The sequence below is a fragment of the Microcystis sp. genome (assembly GCF_048564745.1).
Lineage (GTDB): Bacteria > Cyanobacteriota > Cyanobacteriia > Cyanobacteriales > Microcystaceae > Microcystis > Microcystis ichthyoblabe_A.
In genome coordinates this window covers 1-18,063 of record NZ_JBLZRT010000161.1, presented here as the reverse complement: position 1 = coordinate 18,063, position 18,063 = coordinate 1, and the positions used below count along the sequence as shown (strand labels likewise).

Here is an 18,063-nt window from a genome sequence, read left to right as displayed (position 1 = left end):
TTCTAACACTTTCTGGTATAGTTCACTTATCATTTTCGTTATTTAGGTCATATATGGTAAATATGACTTATCTTTTTTTGGAGTCTGTATCTGTATTCCATGCTACATAAGCTTTTCAGCTTGCTTGTCCCCCTGTCAGCTACATAGGATAGGACTAAACTTAAACTCGGCAAAAACGAAAATTATACATAATCCTAAATATGTCAAAGATTTTTTTAGAAAAGATCATCAAATAGCTTATGGTAATGAACTTATAAATGAGGAACATTGGGAAGATAATCAGAAAACAGAAAAAGATGAAGATGAAGATGAAGATTTTGACATAAATACTATTAATCTTACAGCCAACCTTCAAGAAAAAGATTGTCATCGAATAACTAATTATTTATTTTCTTTAAAAGATCATCATGATTACGATGAAAACTTGGTTATACAATTAATCAATAAAATCCCAGAAATCATTTGTAAGTATCCAAAAACAATCAAAAAAAATACTTGGACTGTTGTTGAATTTATTATCTTGGGATTTCCTAATAACATAATATCTTCCGCATACAAAGCAATGGATGATATTTTTAAGAATCAAAATATCATGGATTATGCCAGAACAAGATTAATTCATCATTTAGTAAAACCTCGAAAAAAAGATCCGCCATATATTCTCATGATGATTAAAAATCGTGAAAGATCGCGTGAAAAACTAATTGCTCAATTTCAAACCTTTCTTTCTACAAAATCCATTGACTTAAATCTCAACGCATTGTACGCATTATGGATCTTATCTCATCAAGATAATGGCCAGACTTTTGATGAAAATTTATTTCGTAAAAATGTAGAAAATTATTTACCTCGACCAATTTCTCATACTATTTCAAGGGTTTTATCATCAATTTTTTCCCATAAAGATAATTTCAACTTTTGTGATTACTTTGATTTTACTGAGCTATCGAATAATAGTGAGAGTGAAGGATTAGAATAGTGAGAGTGAAGGATTAGATGACTTGATGACTTTTACAAATTTTAAAATATATCGGCAATATCAATTATATCTGAAGACATATCTTTTCTTAAAAAGATGTATAAAATACTACAAGCTCTTGAGCGACCAATATATCTTAATCTTCTTAAGCGAATGGTCTCAGAAATGGGTTCTGGTTCTAATTCCACTAATAAAATTATATGATTTTCTAAGCCTTGAAAATCGTAAATAGTTGACCAAGTAATTGTTTGAGGACTAGCGAGAGAGAATCGCTTAAATTTGAAAGTAGAAATTTTTGATGCTATCGAGTCAAGAAAGTTTTGACTTGGTTGTTTAGAAAAGAGGATTGTTATGTGTTTAGGTAAAACCTTTTCATCGTTTATTAATGCCAAAATATTGCTTTTTATGGCTTTAATTAAGTCTTCATCAGTTATGTAATAATCTGTGATGACTTCCTTAAACTGTCTGACAGGCTTTTTTACTTTATAGGTTGGACTAATATATTCTTCGTAAGAATCAAAAATATTAATTGTGTTTCTGATTACTTTTTGCAGGGTATAATTAAAGGGTTTAAATATCTCTTGTATATCATTTTCATTAGTTTTTTGAGAATCATCTTTAAAAATTAAAATTGATCGATTAAACATTTGACTAGCATAGTCAGCTATTTTTCTTAAAAAATCACCATCTAATTGTTGTGCCTCATCAATAATAATTCTGACTTCTTCTAAATTTTCTTTATTTTCTAAAACTTTTTGTAATAAACTAAGTTCTTTAAGCGTAAATATCTTTAAAAGATCATTATTAATTTCAACATTAAGCGAAATTTCCTTATAGATATAATCTTTTGAATCCTGAGAATTAGTAATGAATAAAACCAATCTATCAGATTGAATATCTGAAATAGCTTGTGAGATTGCGAGTTGAGTTTTTCCTGTTCCCGCAGGTCCATCAATAAGGATTGGAGTTTTAACTTTATAAAAACCATCTAAAATTTCTTGTTGCTCTTTAGTCAGCTTAATTATAGTTTGTTTCTCATCTTCTAGTTCTGCACTGAGGGATTTTCTAAATTCTGAATTACGGGTAATTAAAGTTTTAATTTCTTCTACTATATTTTTACCAAGATGTTTATGACTATTATTACTATAATGACTATATATTTCGTTGATTTTCTCACCTAGATTTTTTAGATCATCTCTAAACAAAGTAACTTCTCTTTCCATAAAGGGAGCTAAATTTCCCTCTAAAATATCAATATGAGGAAAACAAATTGCATATCCACAAGTTATCCAACGATTTTTCAAACTAGGTAGTTCACCTCTTAGAAATAACGGCAATTTTTTTGAGTTAGCTAATTGTTTTTTGTAGGGATTTTGATAAGAAATATTATCTCCCGATTTCCACTTATCGTGTTCCCCGTCGTAAGAAAATCGAGTTCCTCCCTTGACTTCAATAATCAATAGACCTTTCTGGGGATGAACTAACAAGAAATCCGTTTCTCTTTCAGTTATAGCTCCATCTTTATCCTTAAAACTCCAGTATCTGTCTTGAAAAATGTAAAAATCATCGTCAAGTTGGGATAGTAAATGATATACTTCTGATTCTCCCCGTAAATTAGGATTAGAAGGCGCATCTGGGGGAAACATTTTAGCCATAATTGATATTACCCATAATTGAAAACGAGTGATCACACAGTCTGCCTTCGGCAACGCAACTCTCTAAATCCTAACTTACCAAAAAATGCCTCATACTTATCATGACTTCCAATAAAATAAGGAAGTAAAGCGATAAATCAACAAAATGCTATGGTCATCAATCTCAATATCCCACCCTCCCAACCATCAGCTAATCTAAAGGTAAAAATACTGATAGAAACCCTTAAAAATGGTCAATATGCTGTATCTATCGCTGAATTGCCTCATTTTCGAGTCCAAGCACCCACCAAACAAGAAGCCATTTCCCAACTACAAACAACCTTTATCGAACAAATTAGCCAAATTGAAACGATATCATGGACAACACCTCTAGATAACCCCTCACCTTTTAGATGATGACAGTGAAGTAGATCCCTCATATTATCTGTAGAGGATAAAGATTTGTGTCTCAATATATTCTCGATACTGACCATATTTCCCTAATTCTTCGCAATCATCCCCAAGTTATTGCTAATGCGTCCCGTCATTCCATTTCCTTTACAATCATTACTGTTCAGGAACTTTTCAGTGGAACGAACCACAGAGACACAGAGGACACAAAGACCGATCGCTACTATATAAGTTAAACTTATCACACAAAGTCGAGAAGAGCCCTTTTTTAAGTTTCTTCTCTTTTTGTTAATGAAAGATGTGACCAATGGATACCCTAAAAGGGGCGAGGTTTTAAACCCAAAATTCTGATAAAGTAAAAATCGTCCCGATACCTTGACTGGTTAAGGGAGAGAACGTCAATAGTTTGTTAAATAGTACATATAAACCAATGCCACGTCTTCGCTCGATTATTTCCCTAGTTTTAGTCCTAGTTACTACGCTGCTGGTTAGCTGCAGTGGTCCCCAAGCAACTATCCCCACCGTCTATAGTCCCCAAAAAATCGAACAGTTACAGGTTTACATCCAACCCATAGAAGGATTTCGCGAAAAAATGAGCGTTTTGCAAGACCTCATCGCTGACAAAAATTGGGTAGATACTCGCACCTATATCCACGGCCCTTTGGGGCAATTGCGTCAGGAAATGGTAGGATTATCCCGTAATTTACTGCCCAAAGACCAAGAAAAAGCCAAGCAGTTAGCGAAAAATCTTTTCGTTCACTTTGAACGCATCGATGCGGCAGCCAAGGAAAAAGATGCTAGTCTCGCTGCTAATCAATTCCAAGAAGCATTAAAAGACTTCGATGCTTTCTTAAATATTGTTCCTAGTTAGTTTTTATCAGTGATCACTGATCAATTATCAGTGATCACCGACCAGGCCGCAGCTAAAAAACCGATAAATGCTATTTTGGTTTAGTTTGGACGCTAATAGGGCCATTAACCATGGTTTGACAGGCTAAACGATAATTTTCGGGTTTTTTCTTTAGACAGCGCTGTTCAAAGTCGGTTTTAGCCGAGAGATTTTCCAGACCCTCGACAATTGCCACTATACAAGTACCACACTGGCCGTAACCGCCACAATTCATCAATTTACCGCCAAAAGTGTAGATATCAACGCCATTCTGGATTGCTTTCTCTCGTAAATTCGCCCCATCTGCCGCTACCACGATCTTATTCTCTTTGACGAAGTTGATGTTACCCATGACTGTGTTACCCTAAATTTTTGCAAATTAATATTAAAAAATATTAAATTTTTTTGATTGTAACATTTTTGGCTCGCTCTTCTAAATATTCGGCGATGCCAATAGCGATCGCTTTTTTGCCGATAAATTTCCTCAATGCCGCTTTTGTGACCAAATAAGCCACCTGTTCCCCTTGATCGCCCTTTTCCTCACCCCTATTAGCAATGACGGCCTGATAGCCCTTTTCTAGGCGTTTACGGGCGATTTCCAGTAACTCTTCCTGACTGACTCCCTCCTGATACTTGAAAGTCACCATCTCTAAATCGGGAAATTTTTCTCTCACCTTATCAATCACCTTTTCCGTCGGCACAAAATTAAGATTTAACTGCCCTCCACTGGGAATCTTACCAGAAAAAGGGTTTTCTAAGCGATAATCTGCCACTGCTGCCGAAAAAATCCCAAATTTATAATCTTTACTCTCTAATTCTCCCATCACCTTCCCTAGATACTCGTCATAAGTTTCAATAATTTCGTGGGGTAAATAAGCGGGGGGTGTATAGCTGCCCCGTCCGTGGATTAACTGCACCTTGGCCCCGCGCAAGTATAATTCTTCTGCAATAGCGACCCCTAACTGTCCAGTAAAACGATTGGTTAAACGACGAATATTATCGATAATCACGGGTGTGGGTCCACCAGTGACTAAAATCGGCCTATTTTTCAGGACAGAATTACTGAGAATCCCACAGGCTGCCACGGTAATCTCTTTTTCCCCGGGGAGATTGTGTTTACCGTAATCATCCCGGGGTGGCATAATCTGAACTCCCCAGCGATCGAGAGTTTGCAAAGATTCGCTCAGAATAGCATTATGTAAACTGCCGTGCATGGTGGGGACAAGCAGAATTTTAGTTTTTCCCTTTTCCTGTCGTCCCAAGGCCGAGGCCAAGCATGAAGTGATCACTCCGTCAGCGATTCCGTAACGAAACTTATTAATCGTGTTATAGGTAGCGGGGGCGACTAAATAAAGATCAAAGGGAGATTGATCGCTTAAATGTTCTGCTTTTGCCGTTAATTGGCTAATTACGGGATTAACCGTACTCCATTCCAAAGCTTCCCTAGTAACGTATCTTAAAGCTTCTTCCGAGACAAAAGCCACGACTGTGGCCCCGAATTTCCGCAAAGATCGGGCAATTAGCGGCGCTTTCATGGCCGCAATCCCTCCTGTCACCAGTAAAGCAATCCGTTTACCCCAGAGATGATGATTTTCTAAGGGTACTTCGCGATCGCCTAAGTCCGAATCCGTGGGAGAGGAGAAATTCCAAGTCATAAATTTGGGGGTGGGGGTTTTGTCAGTGATCAGTAAACAGTAAACAGTGAACTGAAAACTCAAATCTGATCACTGATAACTGATTCGGTTATCCCTATTCGGGATTTGTCTATCTCTGAGCGAGAAACTGGTTATCCTAGTAAATAAAGGGTTGCTTCGGTGTTCTTATGATTGACAAAATTTTAACTAAAGTTCGATCGCTTGCCAAGCCGCTATTAGTTCTAGGATTAGTGACAACGCTGATTTTCGGTTCTATTCCCAGTGCTTTAGCGGCATCGGGGGGGAGAATGGGTGGCGGTAGTTTTCGCGCCCCTAGTCGCAGTATTAGCCCTTCTAGAGGTGGTGGTTACAGTTCCCCCGGTTACGGTGGCGGTATTGGTTTTCCCTTCCTCTTACCCTTCTTTTGGGGTGGTGGTGGCGGTGGCTTAATATCTCTGTTAATCTTTTTTGCTATTGCCAACTTCCTCGTTAATGCTTTCCGTAATGGTGGAGGCAGTGACGAGAATGGTATGACGATAGAATCCGGTTATGAAACCGTCTCCGTGGCTAAAGTACAGGTGGGTTTGTTGGCTAATGCCCGTTATCTGCAACAAGAATTAAATCAAATCGCCCTAACTGTGGATACTAGCACCTCTGAGGGACGGGTCGAAGTCTTACAAGAATCGGCCCTCGCCCTGTTACGTCATCCGGAATACTGGGTTTATGGTAACGTCGATTGCCAACAAACCAGCCTCAGCAGTGCAGAAGCGAAGTTTAATCAGTGGTCTCTCAACGAACGCGGTAAACTAACGGCGGAAACCTTAACTAATTACAATAATCAATTGCGTCAAGGTTCTACAGAAAATATTTTACCCGAATCGGCTGGAGAATTAGCTAAAACCGCACCGGAAGGCTATATTTTGGTGACTATTTTGGCTGGCATTGTCGGTAAATTTTCCCTACCCAAAATTAATGATTCCCAAGACTTGAAACAGGCCCTGCAACAAATTGGTAGTATGGGAGGCGATCGACTTTTAGCAGTAGAAGTGATTTGGACTCCCCAAAGCGAGGGTGATGTTCTCAGTCAAGATGACATTCTCGCTAATTATCCCGATCTGAAATTGGTGTAGTTTTTCGGGTAATAACTCTAGATATTGCCCAAAATCTCCCTTTTACGGGGAGATTTTTTGATTAGGGTTTGCTGAAAAAGTCAATTGGCTGGTGATGGGGTGAGTTTCGTAGGTTAGTCCCTCGGAACGAAACCTAACAACTCCACCGATTATGCCTAAATCCTGTTAAAAGGCATAGGAGAGCAGGGAGCAGCGAAAAACAATTCATAACTTGGCAGTCAATCATAGTATTAAAAACGGATTTGGTATTAGACATCTCCAAAATTCAGGCTAGATTGAGGTTAATTGCTGGAGATGTCCATTGTACTGCAAGGGAATCAGGAGCCGCCCAAGACCCATTGGTTCGCTACCTCAGTTTCCCCCCATGGGAACTGCCTGACTTCAGCCGAGACAAAGTGGGAAGCCAGACTTTCGATCAGTTTAACCAACGTGGAATCAGTCACCACGGCAACCTTACTGACGTACTTGTGATGGTCGCGTATCAGCCGGAAATGAGCGACCAAGGACCCAAAACTTTCCCAACCGGTGAACTTAGGTACTTCGATGATTACGCCAGCAAGGCCACCAGTGGCTTCAATGTGGGGATCCACTGCCTCCGCAATCTTGACAAAATCTTCCGCCGCAAGTGCAGATGTAGGTCGCATATAGAGAATGCTATGCGCCGCGTCTAAATTATAATCTATCATAGTTTGCCTCTCCCAAATGGTCGAAGTCTAACTATATGCTATCACGAATAGACGGTTTCACCCAGATCACTAGACGAGCTATAATCCCGACACCGTAGCTGATCGTAACACCAAACAGGTATCGAGCAATGCATCCTATCCAATTCAGGGAGAGAAATGTAAAGATTTATTAAATTGTAGTTTTTGATACAACGGGGGAGGGAGAAGTGTGTATAGTGGTCGGCGTTTATCTTAAAACCACTAAAAAATGAAATTTGTTTCACTGTTATCCATCACTGCGCTCACAAGCAGTATCTTCATTGCGACCCCCCAAGCGAAAGCAGCAGTAGTTTTCCTTGACTTGAATACCTTTACCTCTGGGGGACCAGGCACAGGAACATTCGCGGGAACCCTAGGGGGAGTGAACGTTACAGGTTCTATACTCGCTGGTGGCGGACCTAACTTTACGATTGCAGGTATTAACCCAACAAGTTGGGAAGGAACAACAATCGATAATACTACCCCTCAATACAGCTACAGCAGCATCTATACTCCATCCCAAAGTTTAGGTGATCGGGTAGGTTATACAATGTTTAATCAGACTGGCCAGACTGCGACTTTAAAGATTCAGTTTAGCTCGCCCGTGACCAATCCCACCTTTCACGTTGCCAATCTTGACGGGATGATCTATGATTTTTCTGGTCCGAGCAATGGTTCGATCGCACTCAATTTACTTAGCGGTAACGGTGGTGGCGGCGATGGCTTAACAGTCGATGCCACGAACAAAATCATCGCCGATGCGAATCCGTATACTGGCGTTGGTCTTCCTCCCTTCACTACCCCTCCGACTACTGGTACTCGTTCCGCTTACGGTTCTGTGGAGTTATTGGGGAATTTTTCCGCCTTGAACATCAAGCTAAGGGGAAATCCTAGCCTAACACTTGCTGGGGATGGTGGAAGCTTTATTATCTCAACTACAGTTCCCGAACCCACCTCAACTCTCGGTCTCCTTGCCCTTGGTACTCTCGGCGCGGCTTCAACCCTCAAACGCAAACTCAAACCATAAAAGTCGGCTAAATTGCCCACCGAAAATACTATAAATGCCCCTTCATTCAGTCAGTTGAGGGGGTTTATTTTTTGTCCATGTTTCTATTCATTGATTTTTGTGATTTAATGGCAACTTTTACATCAATATCGTCAAATTCAATGAGTATTGTGATTTTGTGCTACAACATAATTCTGTCAAAAGTAAAAAAACAATCAATTACCATGAATAGCCAGACAGAAATCACTATTCAAGTTCCTTTATAAATTGCTAGATATTACGCTAAAATCAACCCCAATGGCCGAGGGAATATAGAAAATAAATTAACTAAAAATATTCAATTATAATTGGAAAAATATCGTCAAAAAGCAGGAGCCAGATTATCAACAATTATGGATCGATCTAGTGATGAAGCAGAAGCTAACGGATTAAATCCAGACATTTTAGCGTCTATCTTAGAACAAGATGAATAAAGCCCGATTTGTTTTTGATGCTAATGTAATTGTTAGTGCTTTTTTATTTAAAAACAGTCCACCTCGTTTGGCGTTATAGCAATTCTTCAAAGTCTGACTACAGAAGTTTAATCCCCCTAAATCCCCCTTAAAAAGGGTGACTTAAATTCGATGTGTAGTTTTTATTTAGAGAAATGGTATTAGTAACGTTTTATCTAGTTCTAAATTTGACCGCTATTTATACCAATTCTCCAAAGTCTGACTACAGAAGTTTAATCCCCCTAAATCCCCCTTAAAAAGGGTGACTTAAATTCGATGTGTAGTTTTTATTTAGAGAAATGGTATTAATTCGCCAAGAGCTATTAGAAACATTAGTAGAAGCATCTTTATTAGTGCAACCGTCAGAATCTATCGATGAATGTCGAAATTTCAAGGATAATAAATATCTAGAGTTAGCGATTAGTGGTCATGCTGAATCTCTTATTACAGGGGATGAAGATTTGCTAGTCTTGAACCGATTTAGAAAGATTAAAATCATCACTGTATTAGAATTTTTGGATACTGATTCTGTCGGTTGATGGGGTTTAGTTTTTTGCCCACTTTCCTTGCTATGCTAAGATAAAACTAAGGAAAAATATTTACCCTCGATCTAGATTTTTATAGTTATCGATTGTTATGAATCTCTCTAAAACCCTTTTAACTGGCTCAATGGTTAGCCTCAGTCTGCCGCAGGGTGAGAGCATCTCAAACGCTATTGACAATTGGCCAATTTTGTGATCCGCATGGGCATTTCAAGTGATACCAGTCAATCATAATAGTTACGAAATCGACCAAATGGGTCGATTTTTGCTTAACAATTGAGATGGCCAATTCTCATCAAATATGCCTGAATCGCTCTCTGGGTAAGTAACTCACATCAAGTCCATTTTGTCAAGGATTGTGAAGATGCGCTTACCCTGTTATTTATCGAGCCTTTCGGTTGCTTGAATCGCTGAAAAGCTTGGCTATGCGTTTTCTTTACCCCTGGACTAATTCACTACTTTTCTTTACTATATAATCAACTTAATCGATTAATAAATTCTCTGTTAGAATCCGTTTTTCCCTGTCATTTCTGTTTTCCCGTTCCCTAGAGTGACAGAAGAGGGATTAATGGTGAATAATTAAATGGCGATCACCATCGATACTCACCCATCCCTGACGCTGAAATTGGCCTAACAAACGCGTCACCGTTACTCTCGTGGTAGCGATAGCATTGGCGAGATTTTGATGGGTTAAACGGATCTTTAAACGACTGCCTTGGGCGATTGGTTCTCCCATTTCCCGCTTTAATAACTGTAGTAACTGCTGAAGACGTTCCTCCACTCGTTTGAGTCCTGCGATCGCAAGTAAGGATTCCGTTTGTTGTTGACGACGGATCATTTGACTTAACATCATCTTGGTTAATTCCACCGAATTTTCCACTTCGGCGATCGTGTACCATTTTAGGTACAGTTCCGACAAGGCTCTGGCGTGATAGGATTCTAGATGGGTCAAATTTAAGCCGAAAAAGTGGGATGAATGGGCCCAGCCTAGTAAAATTTCCTCTCCACTCTCAGATACTTGACTTAGTTGCGCCATACCCCGATAAACTTGCCAGACTCCATCAACCACCAGAGGAATATTTTCCCCGCGATCATAAAAATGGAGCCTACGACTCTCGCTATAGTCTTCTCGGAAGGGTGAGACGCTGGGATTATAGGTCAGCAACATGATCAAAGTTCTCCTAGGTGAGGGGCTAACAATTTTAACCCCACTCTACTGTATCAAGGTAAACATTGGGTAATCCCCAGATTAACAGTTATCAGATATGAGTTATCAGTTCACCGATTACTGTTCACTGAAATAACTTCCCCATTTCCCTCTCCCGCAGCTGAAAAACCTCAAGATCATTAATTTAAAGCATCTTTAAGAGCCGTGCGAGCGGCCAGATGATTGCGAGTCGAGGTGAGAATTTCCGATTCTCGTTGCAGACGACTGACTGTATCGAGCATTTCCAATAAAGCTTGTTGTTCCCCGGCCACACCGTAGAGATTACCCGCCACCCAGTAGGATAATTCCAGGGGAAGACTGGGCAAATCGTCGGGTAGTTCGATTTTTTGAGCGGTTAATTTGGCTGAGAGATGAACCACATCCCGCAGCAGTCGATCCACTTCTGTGGCCAGAGGTCGCAAATCTTGGGTGGTGGGGACATCTTCAATCCACTCCACTAAACCGACACGATAGGGTTTTTCCCGGACGTATTCTAGGACACGGAAACGCTGTTGACCGATGGTGAGAATTTTTAACCGATCATCCGGGAGACGTTGACAACGGACAACTTCCGCACAACTGCCGACTTTAGCGATTTCTCCGGTGGCAGGATCTACCATTAAGACCCCAAAACGGCGATCTTCTTCCAGTATCGTATTCATCATAATCCGATAGCGAAACTCGAAGATGTGTAGGGGCAGGGGACGACCCGGAAATAAAACAACTTCGGGTAGGGGAAAGAGAGGTAATTCTCTAACGGCAATGGAAGAAGTGGCCATAGGTTTAGTGAAAAAAAACCGATCTTTTCTTATTTTTACACAATCCCCCCTGAACCGCTAGGCAAGGGCAATGGACGGGAGGCGGTCGGCGGTCGGCAGAAGATTATTTTTATTTATACTTCCCACTCCCCACCCCCCACTCCCCTCACCGATCGCATAGCGATCGCTAAATGAGAAAATTGCTCATTTTGTCATCTAGATTGCATTCCGAGCGGAAACCTTTGGGTAATCTATGAGTAGAGATACTCAAAACTCATCTTCATTGGTTCTTCTCTGAGAGGGATGATTTTTTTTCTCTCATAAACTTTACAATATTTAATAGTTGTTGTAACATTAGTTAAATAACTAAGGTTCTCACTACTTGCCATTTATGCCCATAAACTCTATATCTAGCCAAAAAAAGGACTATAGAGGCAATTAAATCGTCAATTAGATTTCTCTCTATCCTTGAGTAATCACTTACCAATCTCTTTACAAAACTAGAATAAACCCTGATAGCATCTCCTTGACTGCCCCTGGGGAAGCGATCTGAAAAACGCCATCAATCCCTGAATATCAACCCTCAACCGACGCGCACTCATGAAAACCTCGAAAAACCTTACCGATCCAGTTCGCGCCTATCTCAGAGAAATTGGCCGCGTTCCCCTTCTCACCCATGAAGAAGAAATTCTCTACGCGAAACAGGTACAAAGATTAATTTTTCTGGAAAAAATCAAAGAATCCCTGAGGGTGAAACTCGGCAGCGACCCCAGCGATCGCCTGTGGTCAGAAGCAGCGGAAATTAGTGAAGAACAACTGCGTCGAGAATTGGGGGCGGGGGATTTCGCCAAACGCAAGATGGTAGAAGCGAACCTGCGTCTAGTGGTTTCCGTCGCTAAAAAATACCTAAAACGCAATCTAGATCTATTAGACCTCATCCAAGAGGGAACCATTGGGATGCAAAGAGGGGTGGAAAAATTCGACCCCACCAAAGGCTATCGCTTTTCTACCTATGCCTATTGGTGGATTCGCCAAGCTATCACCCGGGCGATCGCAGAAAAAAGTCGCACCATCCGTCTGCCCATCCACATCACCGAAAAACTGAATAAAATCAAAAAAGCCCAGCGTCAACTAGCTCAAGAGAAAGGTCGCGCCGCCACCATTGCCGAATTAGCCGAGGAATTAGACCTAACTCCCAAACAGGTGCGAGACTACTTGGAAAAGTCTCGTCAACCCCTTTCCCTTGACTTAAAGGTGGGGGACAATCAAGACACGGAATTAGGGGAACTCTTGGAAGATACGGGACTTTCCCCGGAAGATTACACTGCCTATTCTTCCCTACAGGTGGATTTGGAAAAACTGATGGCAGATCTCACCCCTCAACAAAAAGAAGTGATTTGTCTGCGTTTTGGTTTAGATAATGGGCAGCCCCTCACCCTAGCAAAAATTGGCGTTCGACTCAATATCAGTCGTGAACGCGTCCGTCAGATCGAACGAGAAGCGATCGCTAAATTAAGAAAACGCAAGGCCAACATCAGAGAATATCTAGCTAGTTAGGGTTTGCGGCAAAAAGTTTGTTGGTGGAGGCAGGGTGTGGGGTGTAGGGTGTGGGGTGTGGGGAGAATAAATAAAATAATCTCCTATCTCCGTTCGGCTGAGCTCACGGCCGAAGCCTGACTCCTGAATACTGCCTCCTGCCCCCTGCCCCCTGCCTTCGTTAAGGGTCAAATTGATCGTCTGGATAACAGCGAGAAAAATGACCCATTTCTAAATTAATCGGCGACTTTTCTCGGCTATTTCTCTACTTCTTCAAGATATTTTTTCAACAGGAGAGCTAATTTTTCTTTAGTGGCGACGGGAACAGAATCTAGACGGGTAAGAATAGCGTATTTAAGGGCAGAATGAGCGACGGAAACGGGAGGATTAGCTGCCAGACGACGCACCGTTTCTTGAATAACTTTTTGGGCATTAATAGCGTTATGGTGTAGATTTTCGATCACCATTTCTACCGTGACATGATCGTGATCGGGATGCCAACAATCGTAATCGGTAACTAGGGCTAAGGTAGCGTAGGCAATTTCCGCTTCTCGGGCTAATTTAGCCTCGGTTAAATTGGTCATACCGATCACGGTTGCCCCCCAACTTCTATAGAGATTTGATTCCGCTTTAGTAGAAAAAGCTGGCCCCTCCATGCAGAGATATGTACCGCCCCGATGTAAGGTAACTTCCGGTAGGTTTAAACTAGCGACGGCATCCCCTAAAATGTTGGCTAATTGGGGACAAATGGGATCGCCAAAGGCAACATGGGCAACAATTCCTTCCCCAAAAAAAGTCGCTATTCTCTCTTTAGTTCTGTCAATAAATTGATCGGGAATGACTAAATCTAGGGGTTTAACTTCCGCTTTTAGGGAACCAACGGCCGAAGCGGAAATAATATATTCAACCCCTAATTGTTTGAGAGCGTGAATATTAGCTCGAAAGGGTAATTCGGTCGGTAAAAAATGGTGACTTCTGCCATGACGCGCTAAAAAGGCGACTTCTGTTCCCTCTAAAGTACCGAGAATTAAAGCATCGGAAGGAGAACCAAAAGGAGTATCGAGGGATACTTCCCGCACATCCTTGAGGGCATCCATTTTATACAAACCACTGCCGCCAATGATGCCAATTTTTACCGTCGTCATAGTCTTGGAAAGAATTAGTTATCGTTGCCTCGATGTTACCACAATTGGGCGATCGAACTGTGATAATTTTTCCGTCAAAGCCCTACTTTTTCTTTTTCTTGCCCTTGAGGGAACCATTAATTAAACCATTAAAGCCATAAATTTCTTCAGTTCCCGCGATGGCAACTAACTCCACCTCTTTCGTGTCTCCCGGTTCAAATCGAACTGATGTCCCTGCGGGAATATTCAGATGGGTTCCTTTGGTTAATTCGCGCTGGAACTCCAGGGCCTGATTAACTTCATAAAAATGATAGTGGGAACCCACTTGAATGGGTCGATCGCCTGTATTAGCTACAGAAATACGCAGGGTGTCGCGACCGACATTAATCTCGATCGCCCCGGATGGTGTGATAATTTCTCCCGGAATCATAACTGCTAAAAATCTCCTGTTAGTGAATGGGATTGTGAACGGTAACTAATTTAGTGCCATCGGGAAAAGTCGCCTCGATCTGCACTTCCGTAATCATTTCCGGGATGCCTTCCATTACCTCCTCGCGAGTTAATAAAGTGGTGCCGTAACTCATCAATTCAGCGACGCTACGACCTTCTCTAGCACCTTCGAGGATGGCGGCGCTAATATAGGCGATCGCTTCGGGATAATTTAACTTGATACCACGGTTTTTGCGTCTTTCGGCGAGCAGCGCCGCCGTGAAAATGAGTAATTTATCTTTTTCTTGGGGCGAAAGTTGCATAGATAGGCCTTTTTTCACACAGATGCTAGGGTTATTGTAGTTGTTGGCCGGATATTTGTAGCGATCGAGTTGTGAAATTTTATTTACTTAGGGTTTGCTGAATAATGGTAAAACCCTTTTAAAATAAGGCTTTTGACCTGTTAAAATCCGATGTTCATGCTGCGAAAATCGGATTGGGACCATCAAAAACCTTGCATTATCCTTATTGTAGTACATGAGTTGGTACAAAAAAGAGAGGGCAACAAAGCCTGAAACTCCCGACTCTTGACTCCTGACTCCGTTCGGACCTCGGACGTTCGGCGAGCTCAGTCGAGCGGACGGTGAGCCTGTCGAACCGCCGCGTGAGCTTTTGTCGAACGCTCAGCCGAACCGCCTGTCGAACCGCCGCGTGAGCTTTTGTCGAACGGCAAGAGGCAAGGAGGGGGTTAGATATGTGTAATTAATTTTGCTTAGGTACTTATTAGGATAAGATTATTGGATTCTTGCCAAAGACTGCCTAAATTCTGCGAGAGAATTAGCGGTAGCTGCTAATTTTAGTAGCTCTTCTAAGATAGTAGGGTTAGTGATTTTGCCGATTATCTCTTCAATTTCTGAAGAAATCTGTCCAAACCGCACAGTTAAAACTGTTTTTATGGCATCGCGGCTTTTTTCTAACGCTCCAATTTCCTTGCCAATTTCCTTGCCAATTTCCTTACCAATTTCCTTACCAATTTCTTTACCGCGTTCCATTCCTCGTAACTCCATATTACTCATTAAAGGCATGGTTCTTTCCTCCTCAAATTGTTTGATTTTACTCTCTAAACTTGACTGTAATTCAGGGGATAAAGTCATCATATTGTCGATGATTTCAAACAGTTTAATTATCTGTTCTCTCTCGAACTCCTTTTCATATAATCCCCTGATTAACTTCCACTTCCACTGTTCTCGTTGTGGCAGCTTCCCAGTAGTCGCTTTCGTTTTCAGGTGTGCCATGACTATTATAGCAAAAGGATTGCTACTTGCTTCTAGTTCTGTCCATCTTTCCTCATAGTCCAGTAATTTAACCGTTGGGAATCTCAGGCTGACTTCACAACCAGCGATAGTATAATTATAGGAATCTGGTCGCCAATTTGCTCGTTCATCTCCTAAAATTGCCAGACTGATAACTGGTTTCTGATACAAATCAAAGGCACGATAGTTATAAATATACATCCTCTGAGGGAAATTTTCTTCGTATTGACTTTGAATTTCAATATGAATCAAAATCCAAACTTCTTGTCCCTCAAGTAGCCAAGCCTTATAAAGTTTGTCAGCAAAACGTTTTTTTGTCTTTGCTGAAGCGGTAATCCGTTTGAGTTCTTTTTCTAGGGATTCGGGAATTTTTGTCCAATCAATTAATTGGTGAACTTCAGGAAAAAAGAAGCATAAAAACGCTTCAAAATACTCGCTTAATGCTTCTTTCCAGGGTTCATCATAATTGGCGGTTGTTGAGTTCATTTTTAATCATTACGCTAACCGAATCACAGAAGGAAAGCTTAGACACTTAGATAAAAAAGCTACTAACATTAATGCTCCCTAAAGCTGGTAAAGTGCCAGTAAATCCGGTGATATTTATTAATAAATCATTGCTGGATTGGAAGCCAGCCGCGCTATCATTAATAACGAGGTAGGTTCCGGCTATTGCACCGGTTGTTACCTGCACTAAGGCGGCACTATTAACCCCTAATCCTTGATTACCTGTAATCGCTCCATTAGCATCAGTAAATACTTGATTGATTAAATTCTGTAAAGTGGTGACAGTGCTATTAGCAGCACGACTGAAACTACTAGGCGCACTCGTGGCGTTTCCAGCTTGAGTTAATAAGTCGATTTTATCACTATTGATGGTAAAATCTGTGATACGATCGCTTGTTGATCTGGTAGATTGGCCAAATTGGAAGACGAAGATATCTGCACCTAAACCACCGGTTAAGGTATCGATTCCAGCACGTCCATTGATTTGATTATTGCCACTATTTCCGGTGATATTATTGTTACCAGCGTTACCTATACCATTAATATTATTAGTGCCAATTAGTCTGAGGTTTTCCACATTGTTGGGTAGGGTGCGAGTGAGAGTGCTTTGCCAAGTATCAGTAATGATAACTTCTCCTATTCCTCCTTCGGGATTGATGGTAGCATTAACGGGATTTGACAGGGTTACTGTAAAGGCTTCATCAGGTTCATTGAGGTTATCATTGAGGATGGGAATGCTAATAGTAGCGGTGGCAGTATTAGGTGCAATGGTGATAGTTCCGGTTTTGCTAGTGTAATCTACATTAGCGGTAGCATTAATGGGTGCAGTGGTATAGTTGAAGGTAATTGGTTGTGAATTGGGATTATCAACTATGACGGTGAGGATGGCATTATTATCTTTACCTTCCACTACGGTGATGTCATTGATGGAGAGTTGGGAAAAGTCGTCATTGGTAATTGTCCCGGTAACTGCGTTGGGAGTACCTATTGTATAACCTGTCCCTGCAGCAAGGGTTAAAATAACAGTTTCATTACTTTCAACTGTAGCATCAGCAGTGGGGTTAACTGTTACCGTCGCAGTGGATGAACCAGCAGCAAAGGTGACAGTATTGGTAGTCCCTGTACGAGTGTAATCGGTATTGAGAGTCCCTGTCCCTCCGAGGGTGTAATTGACTGTTAAAGGATTGGTTGTGGAACCGCTACGAGTGAAGGTATAAACCAGATTTGTTGTCCCATCTTCGGTAACACTTGCGGGAGAAACCGCAAGCGTAATACTGGGAAGAGTAGGACTAGAAACATAGCTAAAATAACTAGCAGTTAGACTTAATGCTGTTTGATTATTGATAACCGCAATCAGTTCATCTGGTTCGCTGCCTGGTTTGTTGATGTAGAGTTTAGTATTAGAACCATCAACCGATAACAGATAGTTGCTACTTGAACCTCGTAGTTGAATAATATCATCAGTGGTGTTAAAGTCGGCAATTGTTGCGTAGTCGTTATCACCGGGAAGGGTGCTGTTACCGTCATCATAAAAGGTCTTTGTCGTATCTGCAAGAATAAAGCGATCGCTTCCTGTTCCTCCTTCTAGATAATCTCGTTCTCCTGTACCGTTATTGGTTCCTTGTAGGGTGTCATTGCCCTCCTCGCCTATAAGCTCGTCATTGCCAGCATCTCCATTCACAACATCATTTCCTTCTCCACCCGAAACCTTGTCATCTCCAGCGCCACCACTGATTGTATCGTCTCCTGCTAACCCAAAGAGACCATAAATG

20 protein-coding genes are annotated in these 18,063 nt (G+C 41.2%); 8 read left to right on the top strand and 12 right to left on the bottom strand.

Annotated features, from left to right (window positions below):
• Positions 1-124: 124 nt before the first annotated feature.
• Positions 125-979, top strand: coding sequence for a hypothetical protein (locus ACOCD9_RS17815; RefSeq protein WP_419548090.1), 855 nt, complete (start codon positions 125-127; stop codon positions 977-979).
• A 41-nt stretch (positions 980-1,020) separates the two neighbouring features.
• Here ACOCD9_RS17815 and ACOCD9_RS17810 read toward each other — a convergent pair whose 3' ends face one another.
• Positions 1,021-2,634 (bottom strand): NERD domain-containing protein, encoded by a 1,614-nt coding sequence (locus ACOCD9_RS17810; RefSeq protein WP_419548089.1) that lies wholly within the window; start codon positions 2,632-2,634, stop codon positions 1,021-1,023.
• A 150-nt stretch (positions 2,635-2,784) separates the two neighbouring features.
• Between ACOCD9_RS17810 and ACOCD9_RS17805 the strand changes: the two genes are divergently transcribed.
• The gene (locus ACOCD9_RS17805; protein WP_002801056.1) at positions 2,785-3,030 is read left to right on the top strand and encodes a hypothetical protein; all 246 of its coding nucleotides are present in this window, start codon (positions 2,785-2,787) and stop codon (positions 3,028-3,030) included.
• A gap of 83 nt (positions 3,031-3,113) precedes the next feature.
• On the opposite strand, the gene ACOCD9_RS17800 is transcribed toward ACOCD9_RS17805, so the two are convergent.
• Positions 3,114-3,332: a hypothetical protein gene (locus tag ACOCD9_RS17800; protein WP_409770010.1), complete on the bottom strand. Its 219-nt coding sequence runs from the start codon at positions 3,330-3,332 to the stop codon at positions 3,114-3,116.
• Between the two features lie 122 nt (positions 3,333-3,454).
• Here ACOCD9_RS17800 and psbQ point away from each other — a divergent pair, with 122 nt between their 5' ends.
• Positions 3,455-3,895 (top strand): photosystem II protein PsbQ, encoded by a 441-nt coding sequence (gene psbQ / locus ACOCD9_RS17795; protein WP_045360899.1) that lies wholly within the window; start codon positions 3,455-3,457, stop codon positions 3,893-3,895.
• Between the two features lie 70 nt (positions 3,896-3,965).
• Here psbQ and ACOCD9_RS17790 read toward each other — a convergent pair whose 3' ends face one another.
• Entirely contained in the window at positions 3,966-4,265 is a 300-nt protein-coding gene (locus ACOCD9_RS17790) for a 2Fe-2S iron-sulfur cluster-binding protein (RefSeq protein WP_002766752.1), read from the bottom strand.
• Positions 4,266-4,308: 43 nt separating this feature from the next.
• Complete coding sequence (locus tag ACOCD9_RS17785; RefSeq protein WP_419548088.1) at positions 4,309-5,568, bottom strand: phosphopantothenoylcysteine decarboxylase; 1,260 nt, start codon at positions 5,566-5,568, stop codon at positions 4,309-4,311.
• A gap of 167 nt (positions 5,569-5,735) precedes the next feature.
• Here ACOCD9_RS17785 and ACOCD9_RS17780 point away from each other — a divergent pair, with 167 nt between their 5' ends.
• The gene (locus ACOCD9_RS17780; RefSeq protein WP_194016841.1) at positions 5,736-6,677 is read left to right on the top strand and encodes a DUF1517 domain-containing protein; all 942 of its coding nucleotides are present in this window, start codon (positions 5,736-5,738) and stop codon (positions 6,675-6,677) included.
• Between the two features lie 317 nt (positions 6,678-6,994).
• Here ACOCD9_RS17780 and ACOCD9_RS17775 read toward each other — a convergent pair whose 3' ends face one another.
• A complete protein-coding gene (locus tag ACOCD9_RS17775) occupies positions 6,995-7,363 on the bottom strand; it encodes an STAS/SEC14 domain-containing protein (protein WP_287704761.1) in 369 nt (122 codons plus the stop codon).
• Positions 7,364-7,763: 400 nt separating this feature from the next.
• Here ACOCD9_RS17775 and ACOCD9_RS17770 point away from each other — a divergent pair, with 400 nt between their 5' ends.
• The 3 genes from ACOCD9_RS17770 to ACOCD9_RS17760 all read left to right on the top strand — a co-directional run bounded on the left by ACOCD9_RS17770 (position 7,764) and on the right by ACOCD9_RS17760 (position 9,417).
• A complete protein-coding gene (locus ACOCD9_RS17770) occupies positions 7,764-8,408 on the top strand; it encodes a PEP-CTERM sorting domain-containing protein (RefSeq protein ID WP_419548087.1) in 645 nt (214 codons plus the stop codon).
• A 326-nt stretch (positions 8,409-8,734) separates the two neighbouring features.
• On the top strand, positions 8,735-8,860 hold the full coding sequence (locus ACOCD9_RS17765; protein WP_287704767.1) for a hypothetical protein: 126 nt from the start codon (positions 8,735-8,737) through the stop codon (positions 8,858-8,860).
• A gap of 317 nt (positions 8,861-9,177) precedes the next feature.
• Positions 9,178-9,417 (top strand): putative toxin-antitoxin system toxin component, PIN family, encoded by a 240-nt coding sequence (locus ACOCD9_RS17760; protein WP_287704769.1) that lies wholly within the window; start codon positions 9,178-9,180, stop codon positions 9,415-9,417.
• Positions 9,418-9,985: 568 nt separating this feature from the next.
• Here ACOCD9_RS17760 and ACOCD9_RS17755 read toward each other — a convergent pair.
• Both ACOCD9_RS17755 and ACOCD9_RS17750 read right to left on the bottom strand, forming a co-directional pair.
• A complete protein-coding gene (locus ACOCD9_RS17755) occupies positions 9,986-10,588 on the bottom strand; it encodes a Crp/Fnr family transcriptional regulator (protein WP_419548086.1) in 603 nt (200 codons plus the stop codon).
• 179 nt (positions 10,589-10,767) lie between these two features.
• A complete protein-coding gene (locus tag ACOCD9_RS17750) occupies positions 10,768-11,406 on the bottom strand; it encodes an LON peptidase substrate-binding domain-containing protein (protein ID WP_104396341.1) in 639 nt (212 codons plus the stop codon).
• A 579-nt stretch (positions 11,407-11,985) separates the two neighbouring features.
• Here ACOCD9_RS17750 and ACOCD9_RS17745 point away from each other — a divergent pair.
• Positions 11,986-12,942 (top strand): RNA polymerase sigma factor, RpoD/SigA family, encoded by a 957-nt coding sequence (locus tag ACOCD9_RS17745; protein WP_419548085.1) that lies wholly within the window; start codon positions 11,986-11,988, stop codon positions 12,940-12,942.
• 236 nt (positions 12,943-13,178) lie between these two features.
• Here ACOCD9_RS17745 and ACOCD9_RS17740 read toward each other — a convergent pair whose 3' ends face one another.
• The 5 genes from ACOCD9_RS17740 to ACOCD9_RS17720 all read right to left on the bottom strand — a co-directional run.
• Positions 13,179-14,066 (bottom strand): S-methyl-5'-thioadenosine phosphorylase, encoded by an 888-nt coding sequence (locus ACOCD9_RS17740; RefSeq protein WP_419548084.1) that lies wholly within the window; start codon positions 14,064-14,066, stop codon positions 13,179-13,181.
• A gap of 82 nt (positions 14,067-14,148) precedes the next feature.
• Positions 14,149-14,475: an urease subunit beta gene (gene ureB, locus ACOCD9_RS17735; protein WP_002748322.1), complete on the bottom strand. Its 327-nt coding sequence runs from the start codon at positions 14,473-14,475 to the stop codon at positions 14,149-14,151.
• 19 nt (positions 14,476-14,494) lie between these two features.
• Complete coding sequence (gene ureA / locus ACOCD9_RS17730; RefSeq protein ID WP_002738360.1) at positions 14,495-14,797, bottom strand: urease subunit gamma; 303 nt, start codon at positions 14,795-14,797, stop codon at positions 14,495-14,497.
• Between the two features lie 471 nt (positions 14,798-15,268).
• Complete coding sequence (locus ACOCD9_RS17725) at positions 15,269-16,273, bottom strand: hypothetical protein (RefSeq protein ID WP_419548083.1); 1,005 nt, start codon at positions 16,271-16,273, stop codon at positions 15,269-15,271.
• Positions 16,274-16,319: 46 nt separating this feature from the next.
• On the bottom strand, positions 16,320-18,063 hold a 1,744-nt coding region (locus ACOCD9_RS17720), incomplete at its 5' end, for a Calx-beta domain-containing protein (protein ID WP_419548082.1).

Coding starts and splice junctions, on each gene's coding strand:
- ACOCD9_RS17790 (WP_002766752.1), bottom strand. CDS start 4,265: ATGGGTAACATCAACTTCGTCAAAGAGAATAAGATCGTGGTAGCGGCA.
- ureA (WP_002738360.1), bottom strand. CDS start 14,797: ATGCAACTTTCGCCCCAAGAAAAAGATAAATTACTCATTTTCACGGCG.
- ACOCD9_RS17760 (WP_287704769.1), top strand. CDS start 9,178: ATGGTATTAATTCGCCAAGAGCTATTAGAAACATTAGTAGAAGCATCT.
- ACOCD9_RS17745 (WP_419548085.1), top strand. CDS start 11,986: ATGAAAACCTCGAAAAACCTTACCGATCCAGTTCGCGCCTATCTCAGA.
- ACOCD9_RS17775 (WP_287704761.1), bottom strand. CDS start 7,363: ATGATAGATTATAATTTAGACGCGGCGCATAGCATTCTCTATATGCGA.
- ACOCD9_RS17810 (WP_419548089.1), bottom strand. CDS start 2,634: ATGGCTAAAATGTTTCCCCCAGATGCGCCTTCTAATCCTAATTTACGG.
- psbQ (WP_045360899.1), top strand. CDS start 3,455: ATGCCACGTCTTCGCTCGATTATTTCCCTAGTTTTAGTCCTAGTTACT.
- ureB (WP_002748322.1), bottom strand. CDS start 14,475: ATGATTCCGGGAGAAATTATCACACCATCCGGGGCGATCGAGATTAAT.
- ACOCD9_RS17785 (WP_419548088.1), bottom strand. CDS start 5,568: ATGACTTGGAATTTCTCCTCTCCCACGGATTCGGACTTAGGCGATCGC.
- ACOCD9_RS17750 (WP_104396341.1), bottom strand. CDS start 11,406: ATGGCCACTTCTTCCATTGCCGTTAGAGAATTACCTCTCTTTCCCCTA.
- ACOCD9_RS17805 (WP_002801056.1), top strand. CDS start 2,785: ATGGTCATCAATCTCAATATCCCACCCTCCCAACCATCAGCTAATCTA.
- ACOCD9_RS17740 (WP_419548084.1), bottom strand. CDS start 14,066: ATGACGACGGTAAAAATTGGCATCATTGGCGGCAGTGGTTTGTATAAA.
- ACOCD9_RS17725 (WP_419548083.1), bottom strand. CDS start 16,273: ATGAACTCAACAACCGCCAATTATGATGAACCCTGGAAAGAAGCATTA.
- ACOCD9_RS17780 (WP_194016841.1), top strand. CDS start 5,736: ATGATTGACAAAATTTTAACTAAAGTTCGATCGCTTGCCAAGCCGCTA.
- ACOCD9_RS17755 (WP_419548086.1), bottom strand. CDS start 10,588: ATGTTGCTGACCTATAATCCCAGCGTCTCACCCTTCCGAGAAGACTAT.